At 69.1% G+C, this 14988-nt stretch carries 13 protein-coding genes; 9 read left to right on the forward strand and 4 right to left on the reverse strand.

Annotated features, from left to right (window positions below; translation table 11 throughout):
* Positions 1 to 14 precede the first annotated feature (14 nt).
* The 7 genes from AAAZ40_RS04425 (at position 15) to AAAZ40_RS04455 (ending at position 6447) form a co-directional block, all read left to right on the forward strand.
* Positions 15 to 983, forward strand: coding sequence for a FecCD family ABC transporter permease (locus AAAZ40_RS04425; protein ID WP_476661683.1), 969 nt, complete (start codon positions 15 to 17; stop codon positions 981 to 983).
* Complete coding sequence (locus AAAZ40_RS04430; protein WP_476661362.1) at positions 980 to 1828, forward strand: ABC transporter ATP-binding protein; 849 nt, start codon at positions 980 to 982, stop codon at positions 1826 to 1828. The genes AAAZ40_RS04425 and AAAZ40_RS04430 overlap by 4 nt, the downstream gene beginning before the upstream one ends.
* Positions 1825 to 2892, forward strand: coding sequence for a nicotinate-nucleotide--dimethylbenzimidazole phosphoribosyltransferase (gene cobT / locus AAAZ40_RS04435; protein ID WP_476661363.1), 1068 nt, complete (start codon positions 1825 to 1827; stop codon positions 2890 to 2892). Before AAAZ40_RS04430 ends, cobT begins: the two co-directional genes overlap by 4 nt.
* Positions 2867 to 3754 carry an adenosylcobinamide-GDP ribazoletransferase gene (locus AAAZ40_RS04440; protein WP_476661364.1) on the forward strand — a complete coding sequence of 296 codons (888 nt, stop codon included), beginning with the start codon at positions 2867 to 2869 and terminating at the stop codon, positions 3752 to 3754. Before cobT ends, AAAZ40_RS04440 begins: the two co-directional genes overlap by 26 nt.
* Positions 3751 to 4392: a histidine phosphatase family protein gene (locus AAAZ40_RS04445; RefSeq protein ID WP_476661365.1), complete on the forward strand. Its 642-nt coding sequence runs from the start codon at positions 3751 to 3753 to the stop codon at positions 4390 to 4392. The genes AAAZ40_RS04440 and AAAZ40_RS04445 overlap by 4 nt, the downstream gene beginning before the upstream one ends.
* 170 nt (positions 4393 to 4562) lie before the next feature.
* Positions 4563 to 4832 (forward strand): hypothetical protein, encoded by a 270-nt coding sequence (locus AAAZ40_RS04450; protein ID WP_476661366.1) that lies wholly within the window; start codon positions 4563 to 4565, stop codon positions 4830 to 4832.
* A 1-nt stretch (position 4833) separates the two neighbouring features.
* A complete protein-coding gene (locus AAAZ40_RS04455; RefSeq protein WP_476661367.1) occupies positions 4834 to 6447 on the forward strand; it encodes a sodium/solute symporter in 1614 nt (537 codons plus the stop codon).
* Between the two features lie 162 nt (positions 6448 to 6609).
* On the opposite strand, the gene AAAZ40_RS04460 is transcribed toward AAAZ40_RS04455, so the two are convergent.
* Entirely contained in the window at positions 6610 to 8079 is a 1470-nt protein-coding gene (locus tag AAAZ40_RS04460; protein ID WP_476661368.1) for a putative nucleotidyltransferase substrate binding domain-containing protein, read from the reverse strand.
* Between the two features lie 203 nt (positions 8080 to 8282).
* Here AAAZ40_RS04460 and AAAZ40_RS04465 point away from each other — a divergent pair, with 203 nt between their 5' ends.
* Positions 8283 to 9296 (forward strand): lytic transglycosylase domain-containing protein, encoded by a 1014-nt coding sequence (locus tag AAAZ40_RS04465; RefSeq protein ID WP_476661369.1) that lies wholly within the window; start codon positions 8283 to 8285, stop codon positions 9294 to 9296.
* Between the two features lie 54 nt (positions 9297 to 9350).
* Here AAAZ40_RS04465 and ppsR read toward each other — a convergent pair whose 3' ends face one another.
* The gene (gene ppsR / locus AAAZ40_RS04470; RefSeq protein ID WP_476661370.1) at positions 9351 to 10157 is read right to left on the reverse strand and encodes a posphoenolpyruvate synthetase regulatory kinase/phosphorylase PpsR; all 807 of its coding nucleotides are present in this window, start codon (positions 10155 to 10157) and stop codon (positions 9351 to 9353) included.
* Positions 10158 to 10373: 216 nt separating this feature from the next.
* Between ppsR and ppsA the strand changes: the two genes are divergently transcribed.
* Positions 10374 to 12764 carry a phosphoenolpyruvate synthase gene (ppsA, locus tag AAAZ40_RS04475; RefSeq protein ID WP_476661371.1) on the forward strand — a complete coding sequence of 797 codons (2391 nt, stop codon included), beginning with the start codon at positions 10374 to 10376 and terminating at the stop codon, positions 12762 to 12764.
* A gap of 47 nt (positions 12765 to 12811) precedes the next feature.
* On the opposite strand, the gene AAAZ40_RS04480 is transcribed toward ppsA, so the two are convergent.
* Positions 12812 to 14251, reverse strand: coding sequence for a TolC family protein (locus AAAZ40_RS04480; RefSeq protein WP_476661372.1), 1440 nt, complete (start codon positions 14249 to 14251; stop codon positions 12812 to 12814).
* A gap of 13 nt (positions 14252 to 14264) precedes the next feature.
* Positions 14265 to 14963 carry a protein-L-isoaspartate O-methyltransferase family protein gene (locus tag AAAZ40_RS04485; protein WP_476661373.1) on the reverse strand — a complete coding sequence of 233 codons (699 nt, stop codon included), beginning with the start codon at positions 14961 to 14963 and terminating at the stop codon, positions 14265 to 14267.
* Positions 14964 to 14988: the final 25 nt, after the last annotated feature.

Below are 14988 nucleotides of genomic sequence, written 5' to 3' on the forward strand. Positions count from 1 at the left end.
CTCGGCCCGGCACCCTGGCGGTGCTGCTGCTGGCGTGCGCCGCTGGGTTGGGTGTGCTGGGGCTGGGTGTAGGCAGCAGCGGCTGGGAGCCGCTGGGCCAGTGGTGGCACGAGCCGCTGGCGCGCCAGATTGTGTGGGACATCCGCGCCCCGCGCACGCTCGCGGCCTGGCTGGCTGGGGCGCTGTTGGCGTTGGCCGGGGCCATCGCACAGGGCTTGTTTCGCAACCCGCTGGCAGACCCGTTCTTGCTCGGCAGCGCCTCGGGGGCGGCGCTGGCGGTGGCGTTGCTGCTGGCCGGGTTCGGGGTTTCGCCCTTTGCCGCCGAGGCGCTGCATCGCCTGGGCCTGACCGGGGCCGCCTTCGCCGGGGCCACGCTGGCGGTACTGCTGGCGCTGGCGCTGGCACGCGGCGTGCAGCACACCTTGCGCCTGCTGCTGTGCGGGGTGGTGGTGGGCATGGTGTTGGGCGCTCTCGGGGCGCTGGTGACGCTGCTGCACCCGCACACGCTGCCCGTGATGCAAGCCTTCATGCTCGGCTCGACCGGCTTCGTTGGCTGGGCGGCGGTGGCCCTGATGGCGGCGCTGCTGCTTGGCGCTTTGCTGGCGGCGTGCGCCCTGGCGCGCGTGCTCGACGCCTTGAGCCTAGGCAGCGACACCGCGCGCAGCCTAGGGCTGCCGCTGCCGCTGGCGCAGGCGCTGCTGGTGCTGCTGCTGGCCTTGTGTACCGGGGCGGCGGTGGCGCAAACCGGCCTGATTGCCTTCGTTGGCCTGGTGGCGCCGCACCTGGTGCGCGCGCTGGTGCGCGTCACGCACGCCGCCTTGCTGGCCTTGTCGGCGCTGATGGGCGGCACCTTGCTGCTGGGGGCCGATTTGCTGGCGCGCGCCTTAATGGCGCCGCAGGAGCTGCCGGTGGGCGTGCTCACGGCAGTGCTGGGGGGCGGCTACCTGCTGTGGTTGGTGCACCGGCGCGGAGGCAGCGCATGAGCGCCGTGGCGCTGCACGCGCGCGGCCTGCGCGTACGCCTGGGCCAGGGGGTGCAGGCGCGCAGCGCGCTGGCGGGCATCGACCTGGACGTGCGCGCTGCGCGCTGGACCAGCGTCGTGGGCCCGAATGGTGCGGGCAAATCGACCCTGCTGCGTGCCTTGGCCGGCTTGCAGCCGCTGCAGCAGGGCGCGGTTGAGCTGCTGGGGCGGCCGCTGGGGCACTGGGGCCGGCGTGAGCGCGCGCGCACCCTGGGCTGGCTGGCGCAAAGCGGCGCGGCGGCCTTGAGCGCCGACGATTTGAGCGTGTTCGACGTCGCCCTGCTCGGGCGCCTGCCGCACCTGGGTTGGCTCTCCGCCCCCAGCGCTGCCGACCTGGCCGCGGTCGAGCGCGCCCTGCGCCAGACCCAAGCTTGGGACTGGCGCGCGCGGCCGCTGGGTGCGCTCTCGGGCGGCGAGCGCCAGCGCGTGTTGCTGGCGCGCCTGCTGGCGCTGGAAGCGCCGGTGCTGCTGATGGACGAGCCGCTGCTCAACCTCGACCCGCCGCACCAGGCCGACTGGATCGCGCTGGTGCGCGCGCTGGTGGCGACCGGGCGCACGGTGGTCAGCGTGTTGCACGAAATCAGCACCGCGCTGCTGGCCGACGAACTGGTGCTGCTGCAGCACGGGCAGGTGCAATTTGCCGGCCCCTGCCACGACCCGAACGGCCACGCCGCGCTGCTGCGCGTGTTCGAGCAGCGGCTCGAGATCGTCGCCGTGGGCGGGCGCTGGGTGGCCTTGCCTGCGCTGCCCTCTGCCTTGCACACCCCTTCGTTATCTGCTTGCAAACCTTGCCTCCCGCACCCATGAACGACTGCGCCCACCCCTGGTCTGTACCCGAAGTACCCGATCTCGAGCACCTGAACCCGCCCGAGCTGGCGCAGCACTTGCGCTTGTGCCTCGATGCCAAAACCAAACCCCTGGGCAGCCTGGGCCGCATCGAAACCCTGGCGCAATGGCTGGGCTTGATCCAAGGCCGGCTCGACCCACGGCTGGAGCAAGCGCAGTTGCTGCTTTTTGCTGCCGACCACGGCTTGGCGGCGCAAGGGGTTTCGGCCTACCCGAGCGCGGTGACGGCGCAGATGGTGCGCAACTTTCTGGCTGGCGGCGCGGCGGTGAGCGTGCTGGCGCGCCAACACGCGCTGGCCTTGACGGTGGTGGATGTGGGCGTGGCCTCACCCCTGCCACCGCAGCCGGGCTTGCAAGTGCGCAAAGTGGCGCTGGGCAGCGCCGATGCCAGCCGGGAGCCGGCCATGACGCCTGAGCAATGCGCTGCCGCGCTGGCCCATGGCGCCGACGCGGTGCGCGCGCTGCCGGGCAACGCCCTGTTGCTGGGCGAGATGGGCATAGGCAACACCTCGGCCGCCGCCTTGCTGCTGGCGCGGCTGGGTGGGCTGGCGCTGGACGATTGCGTCGGCGCGGGCACCGGCCTGGACGCAGCCGGCGTGGCGCACAAGCGCGCTGTGTTGCAGCGCGTCTTGCACCTGCACGCGCACGCGCAAACGCCCCTGGAGGCCTTGGCTGCCCTGGGTGGGCTGGAGATTGCGGCCCTGGTGGGTGCGGCCTTGCAGGCGGCGGCGCAGCGCCGTGTCATCGTCGTCGACGGCTTCATCGTCAGCGCGGCTGTGCTGGTGGCGGCGCGGCTGCGCCCGGCGCTGCTGCAACGCTGTGTGTTTGCGCACCGCAGCGACGAGCGTGGCCACGCCGCGTTGCTGCGTTTGCTCAAGGCCGAGCCGCTGCTGGACCTTGGTCTGCGCCTGGGCGAAGGCTCAGGCGCGGCGCTGGCCTGGCCCTTGCTGGTGTCGGCTTGTGCCTTGCTCAACAACATGGCCAGCTTTGCGTCTGCCGGTGTCAGCGGTGCCAGCGCTGCTTGAGCGCGCAGGTGCGCGCCTGGCGCACGAGTTGCGCTGCTTTTTGCTGGCGCTGCAGTTCCTCACGCGCATCCCGGTCACCGGCCGGCTGGCCGAATGGGTGGGGTACAGCCCCGATTTGTTGCGCGCGTCGGCGCGCTACTTCCCGCTCGTTGGCGCGCTGTTGGGCCTGCTCACGGCCAGCGTGCTCGCCCTGGCGTGGTGCGCGCTGCCCACGGTGGCGGCAGCGGCTTGGGTGGCGGCGCTGCTTGCGCTGGCGGCGGGCCTGTTGCTCACCGGTGCCTTGCACGAGGACGGCCTGGCCGACACCTTTGACGGCCTGGGCGGCTCGGCGCAGCGCGAGCGTGCGCTCGAGATCATGAAAGACTCGCGCCTTGGCAGCTACGGCGCCCTGGCGCTGGTGCTGTCGCTGCTGCTCAAAGGCGCTGTGCTGGCGAGCCTGCTGCAAAGCGCGCTGGCGCTGGCTCTGCTGGCCCTGGTTTGGGGGCACACTGTCTCGCGCTGCGCACCCTTGTGCTTGCTGTACCGCTACCGCCATGTGGGTGACTTGGCCGGCGCCAAGTCCAAGCCGCTGGCCGACGGCATCGGTCGGATGGGTCTGCTTTGGGCTTGTGCGCAGGCCTTGGCGCTGCTGCTGGTCAGCGCTGCGGCGGTCAGCGCCTGGGCCGATCTGCCCTGGGGCGTGCTGCTGCTGGCGCTACTGGCCGCGTTGCTGGGGGCGGCTGGCGGCGCTTTTGTGCTGGCGCGTTGGCTGCTGCGGCGCCTGGGCGGCTACACCGGCGACGGCCTGGGCGCGACTCAGCAGGCCGCTGAAATCGGCTTGTGGCTGGCGTTGCTGCTGGCCGTTGCGCCGCGTTGGCCATGACGCAGGCGCACCAGGCCGCAGTCAGCCTTTGGCTGGTGCGCCACGCCCGGCCGATCCGCCCAGACGGCGGTAGCGTGGACGGCTATTGTTACGGCCAGCTCGACTGGCCGACTGAGCCGCACGCCAACGCCGAGCTCGCGCAGCGCCTGGCGCAGCGCCTGCCGCAGCAAGCCTTGCTGGTGAGCAGTTCGCGTCAGCGTTGCACCCGCCTGGCGCAGCAACTGCTGCAGTTGCGCCACGACTTGCACTACGCCGGTGCCGACGCGCGCCTGGACGAACTCCACTTTGGGGCCTGGGAGGGTCAGCGCTGGGACGACCTGGGCGCGGCTGCCCTGCAAGCCTGGGTGGACGACTTCGCTGCGCACGCGCCCGGCGGGGGAGAGTCGGTGCAGCGCTTGCTGGACCGTGTGGCGGCCGCTTGGCAGGCTTGGCAGGCCGCGCCCCTGCCGTGCGTGGTCTGGCTCTGCCACGCCGGTACGGCGCAAGCCCTGCGCTGGCTCTTGGGCTACGCGCACCCTGGGCCAAGCCAGGGCCTGCCGATTGCGCCTGCGCTGCCTAGGCCGCAAGCCCACACCTGGCCACGCTCAAACATCCCATTTGGCGGCAGCCTCATTTTCCCTAGGACATACCCTAAGTAGATGGAACTTTGGCCGTCGGCATAAGCTGGCTGTAAGCATCGGGTTCGACAGTGCCTGCCTGAGCGTTGCTTGGCCTTGGTTCGGCAGCGTTCTGGCGCGGCGGCGCTTGCTGCCGTTTCAGGTTGGAGGCTTGGCCCACTTCGGGCTGGCCCAGAAAGGAATCCTCTCATATGTCTAACCCCAGTACCAAAGACCCGGGCGCGCCCGGCCTCGAGTACGACGAAGCCAAGATCAAGCGCAAGCTTGGCGCGGCCATCGGTCTGCTGCTCATTTTTTGCGTCACCTACTTCGTCGCCGCCACCATCGCCACGCGCGAGTTCAAGGCCGTCGGCGGCATCGAAATCCTCGGTATGCCGCTGGCGCTCTACACCGGCATGCTGGTGTTCGTGGTCGGCCTGGTGGTCACCCGCATGTGCCTGAACCAAGACAAGGACAACTGAGATGGAAAATCCGATTGCCTTTGCGATTCTGGTCGTCAGCCTGGTCGCTGTCGTCTACATCAGTTGGTGGGGCAAGAAGCACACCAGCACCACCACCGACTTTTACGTCGCCGGCGGCAAGATCTCGCCGCGCCTCAACGGCTGGGCCATGTTCGGCGACTACTGCAGCGCCGCCAGCTTCCTCGGCGTCGCGGGTGCCATTGCGCTGGCCGGCATCGACAGTTGGTGGGTGGCCATCGGCTTCTTTGGCGCCTGGATCTTCGTGCTGGTGGCACTGGCCGGGCCGCTGAAGAGCTCAGGCAAGTTCACCGTGGCCGACGTGCTGGTGGGCCGCTTCGGTGGCCGCAGCCTGAAGTTCCTGGCCATGTTCACCACCGTCGTCATCGGCACGCTCTACTTGGTGCCACAGATCGTCGGTGCCGGGCACCTGTTCCAACTGCTGCTGGGCTGGGACTACATGATCACGGTGGTGGTTTCGGCCGTCATCATGGGCCTGATGGTGATTCTGGGCGGCATGATGGGCACCACCTACAACCAGGCGGTGCAAGGCGTGATCCTGCTCGCCGCCATGCTGCTGCTGTTCATCCTCGCGGTGCTGATCTACTTTGGCGGCAACCCGTTTGCCATCATCGCACAGGCCATGACCACCGTGCCGCCGACGCAAGCCGCGCCGATCATGGCCCAGGTGGTGGTACCGCCCACGCCCGAAGGCGCCTACGGCCCGTTCGTGCTCGCCGAAGCGGTGCGCGCCGGCTTTGCCAACCTGCCCAACGCGCTCACCCCGGGCGTGGCCACCCCCGACGTCTGGAACCAGCTCAGCCTGGTGCTCGGCCTGCTGCTTGGCGTGGCCGGTCTGCCGCACATCCTGATCCGCTTCTACACCGTCAAGGACGCCAAGGACGCCAAGAAAGGTGCCGAAATCACCATCATCGGCCTGGCCGTGTTCTACATCGCGGTGCTGTTCGTCGGCTTTGCCACCATGATGATCCTGTACCCGGCCCTGGTCGAAATGTTGCAGGCTGGCCAGCGTGGCCGCGCCACCAACATGGCGATTCCGCTGCTGGGCATGGAACTGGGTGGTGAGGTGGTGCTGGGCATCATCGCTGCCGGTGTCATGGCCGCGATGCTGAGTACCTCGGTCGGCTTGCTGATCTCGATGACCACCAGCCTGTCGCACGATGTCTACGCCGGCGTGCTGCGCCCGAACAGCACCGACCGTGAGCGTCTGGTGTTCGCCAAAGTCGGCGCCGTGGTGCTGACCGTGATCGCGCTGCTGGCCTCGGTCTGGCTCAAGGACCAGAACGTCGCCATCCTGGTGGCCATGTGCTTCGGTATTGCCGCCAGCACCTTTGCGCCGGTGCTGATCCTGTCGGTGTGGTGGAAGGGCCTGACCAAGGAAGGCGTGATCGCCGGCCTGGTGGTGGGCTTGATCGTCTCGCTGACCTTCACCTTCGCGCGCTTCTCGGCCGTGCCCGAAATCGCGGGCATCCGCGTGCTGGGCAACCCGGCGCTGTATGGCGTGCCGGCAGCGTTGATCTCGATCATCGTCGTCAGCCTGTTGACCAAAACCACGGGCAACGCACGCGAGTTCCTGGCCGCTGCGCACCGCAACTGAAGCGCTCTTTAGGAACGCTTGAAAACCCGCCGCAAGGCGGGTTTTTTTATGGATGCATGCCTCGGTGCAAAGCGGGTGTTGCGTGCGCGCCCGGTGGCGCCGGTGGTGGTGGCGTGCATGGCGGGCAGACTGGCTGGCGCTGCCGCCCAGCCGCCCAGCCGCTCAGAGCTGATTGACCGGGTACAAGCGCGCCAGCGAGCCTTGCACGCTCTTGACCACGGCAAAGGCGTTTTTCAGGTGTCCGCGTTCGAGGTTGGAAAGCTCGTCGGGGCGCAGGTAGTTGTCGGCGGCGTGGCCTTCGGACATGCGCTGCGCCTGGTGCTGCAGCCGCAGCGTACCCAGAAACTCGTGCGCGTCGATCAGGTCGCGCACCCGTTCGGGCGTGATGGCGCCGCTGTCGGCGGCGATCTGCAGCCGGTCGCGGGTGTTGACCGCATCCGAGCCTGCAGCGAGCGCATAAAAGCGCGCCATGTCGGTGATCGGGACGATGCCCTGCATTTTGAGATCCACGCAGCCCTCGTGCGCGCCGCCTTTGATGAGGCTGATGTTGCCCAGCCAGTTCAGCGGCGGCTGGCGCTGCAGCGCGTTGCCCGCCAAGGGCACCAGAAAGCTCTTGTTGCCGCGCGTGCGCTGCACCACTTCGGCGCGCAAGGTGTCGATCAGGGCCGCCTTGCCATAGACGAAACGCTGATCGAAAAACACGCCGGTGAGCATCAGCGCCTCGGGCTCGGGGAAGGCGATCCAATGGTGAAAATAGGCGCGCCACTTTTGCAGCGGCTGGCGCCACTGGTCGGTCATGGCCATCATCTCGCCCGGGCAATGGACGTAGCCGCAGGCAGCGAGCCCGTCGCAGACGAAGCGCGACAGTTGCTGGAAGTAGGCACCGTGCTGCACTGGGTCGTAGTCGTCGGCCAGCACCATGCAGTTGTCCTGGTCCGACTTCGCGGTCTGCTCGTTGCGCCCCTGCGAGCCGGCTGCCACCCAGGCGTAATCCACCGGCGCCGGGCCGAACTGCAATTCGCCCAGTTGCAGCAGGCGCGCGCTCAGGGCGTCGGTGATGGCGCTGACGATGTGGCCGGTGCTGTAGGCGCTGGCTTCGGCGGCGGCCAGGCTCTGCTGCAGCAGCTTGATGCGCGCACTGGTCTGCACCAGCCCTTGCAGCGAGTCTTGGTTGTAGATGGCGCCGGCCAGATAGACCGCCGAATTGCTCTGGCGCTCGCTCAAGTCGCTGCCGGTGATCATGCCCGCCACGGTCTGCCCGTCGAGCACCGGCACATGGTGGATGTTGTGGCGTGCCATGAGCAGCAGCGCATCGAAGGCCGGGCGCTCGATGTCGACGGTCAGCGGCGCCAGGGTGGCGATCTCCAGGATCGGGCGCGAGGTATCGAGCCCGGCGGCCACCACGCGGTTGCGCAGATCGCGGTCGGTGATGAGGCCAAACAGGGCCCCGTCCTGCACGATCAACACCGAGGAGATGCGGTGCTCGCGCATCAGGCGCGCGGCTTCGATGACCGGGGTTTGCGGCGGCAGCGTGACCGGCGCGCGCTTGAGCAGGCTGCGCACCGGGGTGGTCATCAGGGTGGTGGAGGCGTCGCTGCCGTGTGTGGGGGTGGGGTCGGTCTGGGTGTTCATGCGTGTGTGCGGGCAATCGCTCGAAATTCGCATCTTAAACCCAGGCCGGATTCGGGGCTGCTGGCTGGAATTTTTATCAGAGCGACGCAGACCAGCCGGGATTGGGCGACAATGCGGCCAACTTCAGACAGGGACCCTTCCATGCCCAGCGTTCCCCAATCTCTTTGCGCCGGCTTGCTGCAGCGGCCAACGAGGTGCGCACCATGACGCAGCCACTCCCTCTCGCGGCGTGGGCGCGGCGGGCATGGGCAGGTGTGGCGCTCATGCTTGGGCTGGGCGCTGCGGCAGGTTCGGCCACTGCGGTGGCCGCCACGCCCACGGCTGCGCTGCAACCGCCGCCGCTTTCTGCGCCGCTGCCCGCGCCCACGGCGGACGGGACCCATTTGCCCCCCTTGGGGCCGCCGGCCTGGACCGACGAAGCGCCACAGCTTTCGCGCTGGATCGAGCAGGGTTTCGCGGCGCAGCAGCGCGGCGAGGTGCTGCTGGCGGCCGAGCGCTACTGCGCGGCCGCACGCTTCGGCAGCACCGAGGCCCAGTACCGGCTGGGGCGGCTGTTTTTGGAGCGCATCGACGCCCAGGGCCGGCTCGAGGGCCGTGCCCTGCTGGCCATGGCGGCGCAGGGCGGGCACGAGCAGGCGGTGCTGGCCGTGACGCACACCGGCTTTGCTGCGGCGGTGCCCGATTGTCTGCTGACGGGGGCCGCGCCGCAGTTCGCGGTTCCGGTCGCGCCAGCGGCCCCCGCGCCGCCAGTGGCCGAGGCGGTGGTGCCGTTCGAGGTGGTGCAGCGCTTCATCGACGCGCTGCCACCCGAGCGCCAGCGCTACGCCGAATTGATCCAGCGGCTGGCACCGCGCTTCGAGGTCGATTTCCGCTTCGCGCTGGCGGTGGCGCGGGCCGAATCAAACTTCAACCCCAGCGCCGTGTCGCCCAAGAACGCCATGGGCCTGATGCAGCTCATTCCCGAAACCGCCGCGCGCTTTGGCGTGCGCTACCCCTTCAACCCGGAGCAAAACGTGCGCGGGGGCCTGAGCTACCTGCGCTGGTTGCTGGAGCGCTTCAACGGCGACGTGGCGCTGGCGGCAGCGGCCTACAACGCTGGCGAGGGCGCGGTGGAGCGCTTTGGCGGCATCCCGCCGTTTCGCGAAACGCAGGACTACGTGCGCCGCATCCTTAACTTTTACCGCGCGCCGCTGCACGTCTGGCCGCCGCAACGGTGAGCGCCGCGCACGGCAGCTGCGCCGCTGCGCCGGCGCGCAGGCCAAGCCCGCCGCTCACCGCTCCAGCTCTTGCCGGATCAGGGTGGCGATCTCTTCGATCGATTTGCTGGTGGTGGACAGGGTGCGGATGCCGGTGCGGCGCATCATGGCCTCGGCTTCGGCGACCTCGTAGCGGCAGTTCTCGAGGCTGGCGTAGCGCGAGTTCGGGCGCCGCTCGTGCCGGATCTCGCTCAGGCGCTGGGGATCGATGGTCAGGCCAAACAGCTTTTTCTTGTGCGGCAGCAGCGGCGGGGGCAACTGGCGGCGCTCGAAGTCTTCGGGGATGAGCGGGTAGTTGCTGGCCTTGAGGCCGAACTGCAGCGCCAGGTAGAGCGAGGTCGGCGTCTTGCCGCTGCGGCTCACGCCCACCAGTATCACATCCGACTGCGCCAGGTCTTTGTGCGTCTGGCCATCGTCGTGGTCGAGCGTGAAGTTGATGGCCTCCATGCGGTCGTGGTACTCGCGGCTTTTGGCGACATCGGAAAAGCGCCCGACGCGGTGGTTGGACTTGATGCCGAGCTCATGCTCGAGCGGCGCGATGAAGGTGCCGAACATGTCGATCAGCATGCCCTTGCAGTGGCCGTGCAGCACCTGCAGCACGTCGGGGTTGACCACGGTGGTAAAGACCAGCGGCCGGCGGCCATCGACATCGGCCGCGTGGTTGATCTGGCGCAGCGCCTGGTGCGCCTTGTCGGCGTCGTCGATGAAGGGCAGGCGCACGCGGCGCGGCTCGATCTCGAACTGCGCCAGGATGGCCTTGGCAAAGGTTTCGGCGGTGATGCCGGTGCCGTCGGAAACAAAAAAAGCGGTGCGGTGCGACATGCGGTGCGGCACAGGGTGCGGGTTTTACAATCCACGCATTATCCCGCCCCCGCGCCGGGCCCCGCTGCTGCCCATGCCGCTGTCCTTGCCGCCCCCACCGATGGGGGGCGCTGGCCGGCTCGTGCGCTTCACGCCAGGCCCGCCGTGCGCCGCAAGCTGCGCGCTGCGGCCAGCCATGGGCGGGTGACCGGTTTTTTAACTTTGGAGCCCTCCACCATGTCGCAACTGTTTGACCCGACCGCTCTGGTCGTGCCGTTCGAGCAACTCAGAATGACCGACGTCGAGGCCGTAGGCGGCAAAAACGCCAGCCTCGGCGAGATGATCTCGCAACTGCCGCAAGGCGTGCGCGTGCCCACCGGTTTTGCCACCACGGCGCACGCGTTTAGGCAATTTTTGGCCGCTGACGGGTTGCATCAGCGCATCCAGGCCAGGCTCGACGCGCTCGACACCGACGACGTGCGCGCGCTGGCGCAGTGTGGGGCCGAAATCCGCGCCATGGTCGAGGCGCAGCCCCTGCCGGCGGCGCTCGAGCAGGCCATCCGCGCCGCCTTTGCGCAGCTCGATGGCGCCAGCAGCCACGCCAGCTATGCGGTGCGCTCCTCGGCCACGGCCGAAGACCTGCCCGACGCCTCCTTTGCCGGGCAGCAGGAAACCTTTCTGAACGTGCACGGCATCGACGAGGTGCTGCACAAGATCAAGGAGGTGTTTGCCAGCCTGTACAACGACCGCGCCATCAGCTACCGCGTGCACAAGGGCTTTGCGCACGCCGAGGTGGCGCTCTCGGCCGGGGTGCAGCGCATGGTGCGCTCCGACCTGGGCGCGGCCGGCGTGGTCTTCACCATCGACACCGAGTCGGGCTTCGAGGACGTGGTGTTCATCACCAGCAGCTACGGGCTGGGCGAAACGGTGGTGCAAGGGGCGGTGAACCCAGACGAGTTCTACGTCCACAAACCGATGCTGCTGGCCGGCAAGCAGGCCGTGATCCGGCGCAACCTGGGCTCCAAGCTGCTGCAGATGGTGTTTGCCACGCCCGAGCAAAAAGCGCGCAGCGGCAAGCTGGTGCAGACCATCGAGGTGCCGGTGGAGCAGCGCAACCGCTACAGCCTGAGCGAGGCCGAGGTGCTGCAACTGGCCCACTACGCGCTGGTGATCGAGCGCCACTATGGCCGCCCGATGGACATCGAGTGGGGCAAGGACGGGCTCGACGGCCAGATCTACATCCTGCAGGCGCGCCCGGAAACGGTCAAGAGCCAGGCTGCCGGCCAGGTCGAGCTGCGCTACCAGCTCAAGGGCCAGGGCGCGGTGTTGGCCACCGGGCGCGCCATCGGGCAGAAAATCGGCACCGGGCCGGTGCGCCTGGTGCAGCACCTCAGCGAGATGGAGCAGGTGCAGCCCGGTGACGTGCTGGTGACCGACATGACCGACCCGAACTGGGAGCCGGTGATGAAGCGCGCCAGCGCCATCGTCACCAACCGCGGCGGGCGCACCTGCCACGCCGCCATCATCGCGCGCGAGCTCGGCATCCCGGCCGTGGTCGGCTGCGGCGACGCCACCGAGGCGCTCAAGGACGGCACCCTGGTGACCGTGAGCTGCGCCGAAGGCGACACCGGCCGCATCTACGACGGCCTGCTGGAGACCGAAATCTCCGAAGTGCAGCGCGGCACCATGCCCGAGCTCGACCTGAAGATCATGATGAACGTCGGCAACCCGCAGCTGGCGTTCGACTTTGCCCAGATTCCCAACGCCGGCGTCGGGCTGGCGCGGCTCGAGTTCATCATCAACAACAACATCGGCGTGCACCCGAAGGCGATCCTCGACTACCCGCAGATCGACGCCGACCTGAAGAAGGCGGTCGAGTCGGTGGCCCGCGGCCACGCCAGCCCGCGCGCCTTTTATGTCGATAAAGTGGCCGAAGGGGTGGCGACGATTGCGGCTGCGTTCTGGCCCAAGCCGGTGATCGTGCGCTTGAGCGACTTCAAGAGCAACGAGTACCGCAAGCTGGTGGGCGGCAGCCGCTACGAGCCCGACGAAGAAAACCCGATGCTCGGCTTCAGGGGCGCGGTGCGCTACCTGAGCACCGATTTTGGCGAGGCCTTTGCGATGGAGTGCGAGGCCATCCGGCGCGTGCGCGAGCCCATGGGGCTGGACAACGTGCAGGTGATGGTGCCGTTCGTGCGCACCCTCAGGCAGGCCGAGCAGGTGGTGGAGTTGCTGGCCAGCTTTGGGTTGAAGCGCGGCGTCAACGGCCTCAAGCTGATCATGATGTGCGAAATACCCAGCAACGCCATTTTGGCCGAGCAGTTTTTGCGCTATTTCGACGGCTTCTCGATCGGCTCCAACGACCTGACCCAGCTCACCCTGGGGCTGGATCGCGATTCCGGGCTCGAGCTGCTGGCGCAGGACTTCGACGAGCGCGACCCGGCGGTGACGGCGCTGATCGCCCAAGCCATTCAAGCCTGCCGCGCGCAGGGTAAGTACATCGGCATCTGCGGCCAAGGCCCAAGCGACCACCCCGACTTTGCGCGCTGGCTGCAGCAGCAGGGCATCGGCTCGATCTCGCTCAACCCCGACACCGTGATCGAGACCTGGAAGCAGCTGGCGCAGTGAGGGGGCTTTGTGGCCGATGAGGTGGGGCGAGCGCAGCCCCTGCCTGCCTAGGGGTTGGGCGGTGGTGCCCGCAGCAGCGCGGCGATGGGGTGCAGATCGTCTGCGCTGAGCACGCCGCTGGCTTGGCGCAGGCGCAGGGTGCCCAGCAGCACCTCGTAGCGGGCGCGCGCCAGCTGGGTTTTGGTGTCGAACAGCTGGCTTTGGGCGTTGAGCACGTCGAGGTTGATGCGCACCCCGACCTCGAGCCCGAGCCGGTTGGCCTCCAGCGCGCTCTGGCTGGAAGCCTGCGCGGCCTGCAGCGCCTGCACCTGCCCGACGCCGGAGACCACGCCGAGGTAGGCGCTGCGCGTGGCTTGGGTGACGTTGCGCTGGGCGGCGTCGAGCTCGGCGCGGGCGCGGGTGTGCAGGGCCACGGCTTCGTCGATGCGGTTTTGCAGCGCGCCGCCGCTGTAGAGCGGCAGGTTGAACTGGATGCCGACGCTGGCGTCGCGCTGACGCACGTGGCCGCTGGCCGGCAGGGCCGGGTTGGGGCTGCGGGCGAGCTGCAACTCGGCCGTGGCATCGACGGTGGGGCCGCGCGCGGCCTGCGCCCGCTGCACCTCGAGCGCAGCGATCTGCAAGCCGGCCTCGGCCTGGCGCAGCAAAGGGTGCGCGGTTTGCGCGCGCTCGACCCAGCTGGTCAGGGCGGTGGCGGCGGTTGCAGGGGCGGTTGCAGGGGCGGTTGCAGGGGCGGTTGCAGGGGCGGTTGCAGGGGCGCCCGGCAGGCCCGGCAGCGCGGGCAGGGCCACGCCTTCGGGCAGCAGCCACGGGCGCACCGGGCTGCGGCCGACCAGTTGTTCGAGCGCGAGCTGGCGCACCTGCAGCTCGTTGGCGGCCGCGATCTGCTGCGCGCGCACGAGGTCGAAACGCGCCTGCGCCTCGCGCACGTCGGTGACGGTGGTGGCGCCGACCTCGAACATGCGCCGGGCGGCGGCGAGCTGCTCGGCCACGGCTTGCTGTTGCGCCTCGATCAAGCGCAGCCGGTCTTGCGCCGCAAGCAAGTCGAAGGTGGCTTGGGCGGTGCGCACGATCAGGTCTTGCTCGGCGCTTTGCAAGCGCGCCTGCGCCGCCTGCAAGGCCCATTGCGCCTGTTGCAGCGCCAGCTGGTTGGCTGGGCGAAACAGCGGTTGGCTGGCGCCCAAGGTGAGCTGCTGCTGGTTGAGCAGGCGGTCGGGCCCGGGCAGGTTGGTGTCGCGGTGCGTCCATTGCGCGCCGCCGCTCAGGGCCACACTGGGGCGCACGCCGGCCTGGGCTTGGGCGGCGCGGGCGCGGTCGGCCTCGAACTGGGCTTGCGCGGCCAAAAAGCTGGCGTCGTGGGCGCGTGCGGCGGCAAAGAGCTCAGGCAGGTTCTGGGCATGGGCATTGCCAGCCGCCAGCAAGCCGGCCAGGGCGCAGGCCAGCGCTGTCAGTCTGGAGGTGCCAGCGTGGGCGCGCCGCAGGGGGTTCATGGCTGGGGGCGGATCAAAACTGGAAGCGCGAGGCTTCGGGGAAGCCGCGCAGACGCGGGGCCACGGTGTCCCACGGCTGTTCGGTGTAGTAGCTGGCGGGGCCAGTGCGGCGCACCAGGGTGGCGCGCATGATCGGCTCCTGGCCGACGATGGCAAACAGCCGCCCGCCGGTCTTGAGCAGGGCCAGCAAGTCGGCGGGCACCTCGGCCACCGAGCCGCTGAGCACGATGGCGTCGTACGGGGCGTTGCTGCCACAGGCGGCGCAGCGCTGAGCCGCGGCGTCGGCGCAGCGTACCTCGACGTTGTCGATGCCGGCGGCGCGCAGCCTGAGGCGCGCCTGCTCGGCCAGCGCCGGGTCGATCTCCAGGCTCAGCACGCGCGCGCTCAGGCGGCCCATGAGTGCGGCCATGTAGCCGGAGCCGGTGCCGATCTCGAGCACGCTGTCGGTGTCTTGCAGGGCCAGGTCCTGCAGCGCACGGGCCTCGATCTTGGGCGCCAGCATGCACGCCCCTTCGACCGCTGGCTGGCACAGCGGGATTTCGACGTCGGCCAGCGCCAGCGAGCGGTAGGGGGCGGGCGCGAAATCTTCGCGCTTGAGCTGGCCCAGCAGCTGCAACACCCGCGCATCGAGCACCTCCCAAGGCCGAATCTGCTGCTCGATCATGTTGAAGCGGGCTTGTTCGAAGTCGAAGGCGGGTTGGGCGGGGCTCATGGCAGACTCCAAGGAGGCAGAGGAT

The organism is Serpentinimonas sp. SMBJO2, from assembly GCF_056341105.1.

Bases quoted from the DNA above. Each gene is read 5' to 3' on its own strand.
- AAAZ40_RS04485 (WP_476661373.1), bottom strand. From the start codon at position 14,963: ATGAGCCCCGCCCAACCCGCCTTCGACTTCGAACAAGCCCGCTTCAAC.
- cobT (WP_476661363.1), top strand. From the start codon at position 1,825: ATGAACGACTGCGCCCACCCCTGGTCTGTACCCGAAGTACCCGATCTC.
- ppsA (WP_476661371.1), top strand. From the start codon at position 10,374: ATGTCGCAACTGTTTGACCCGACCGCTCTGGTCGTGCCGTTCGAGCAA.
- AAAZ40_RS04450 (WP_476661366.1), top strand. From the start codon at position 4,563: ATGTCTAACCCCAGTACCAAAGACCCGGGCGCGCCCGGCCTCGAGTAC.
- AAAZ40_RS04430 (WP_476661362.1), top strand. From the start codon at position 980: ATGAGCGCCGTGGCGCTGCACGCGCGCGGCCTGCGCGTACGCCTGGGC.
- ppsR (WP_476661370.1), bottom strand. From the start codon at position 10,157: ATGTCGCACCGCACCGCTTTTTTTGTTTCCGACGGCACCGGCATCACC.
- AAAZ40_RS04445 (WP_476661365.1), top strand. From the start codon at position 3,751: ATGACGCAGGCGCACCAGGCCGCAGTCAGCCTTTGGCTGGTGCGCCAC.
- AAAZ40_RS04465 (WP_476661369.1), top strand. From the start codon at position 8,283: ATGACGCAGCCACTCCCTCTCGCGGCGTGGGCGCGGCGGGCATGGGCA.
- AAAZ40_RS04480 (WP_476661372.1), bottom strand. From the start codon at position 14,251: ATGAACCCCCTGCGGCGCGCCCACGCTGGCACCTCCAGACTGACAGCG.
- AAAZ40_RS04460 (WP_476661368.1), bottom strand. From the start codon at position 8,079: ATGAACACCCAGACCGACCCCACCCCCACACACGGCAGCGACGCCTCC.
- AAAZ40_RS04455 (WP_476661367.1), top strand. From the start codon at position 4,834: ATGGAAAATCCGATTGCCTTTGCGATTCTGGTCGTCAGCCTGGTCGCT.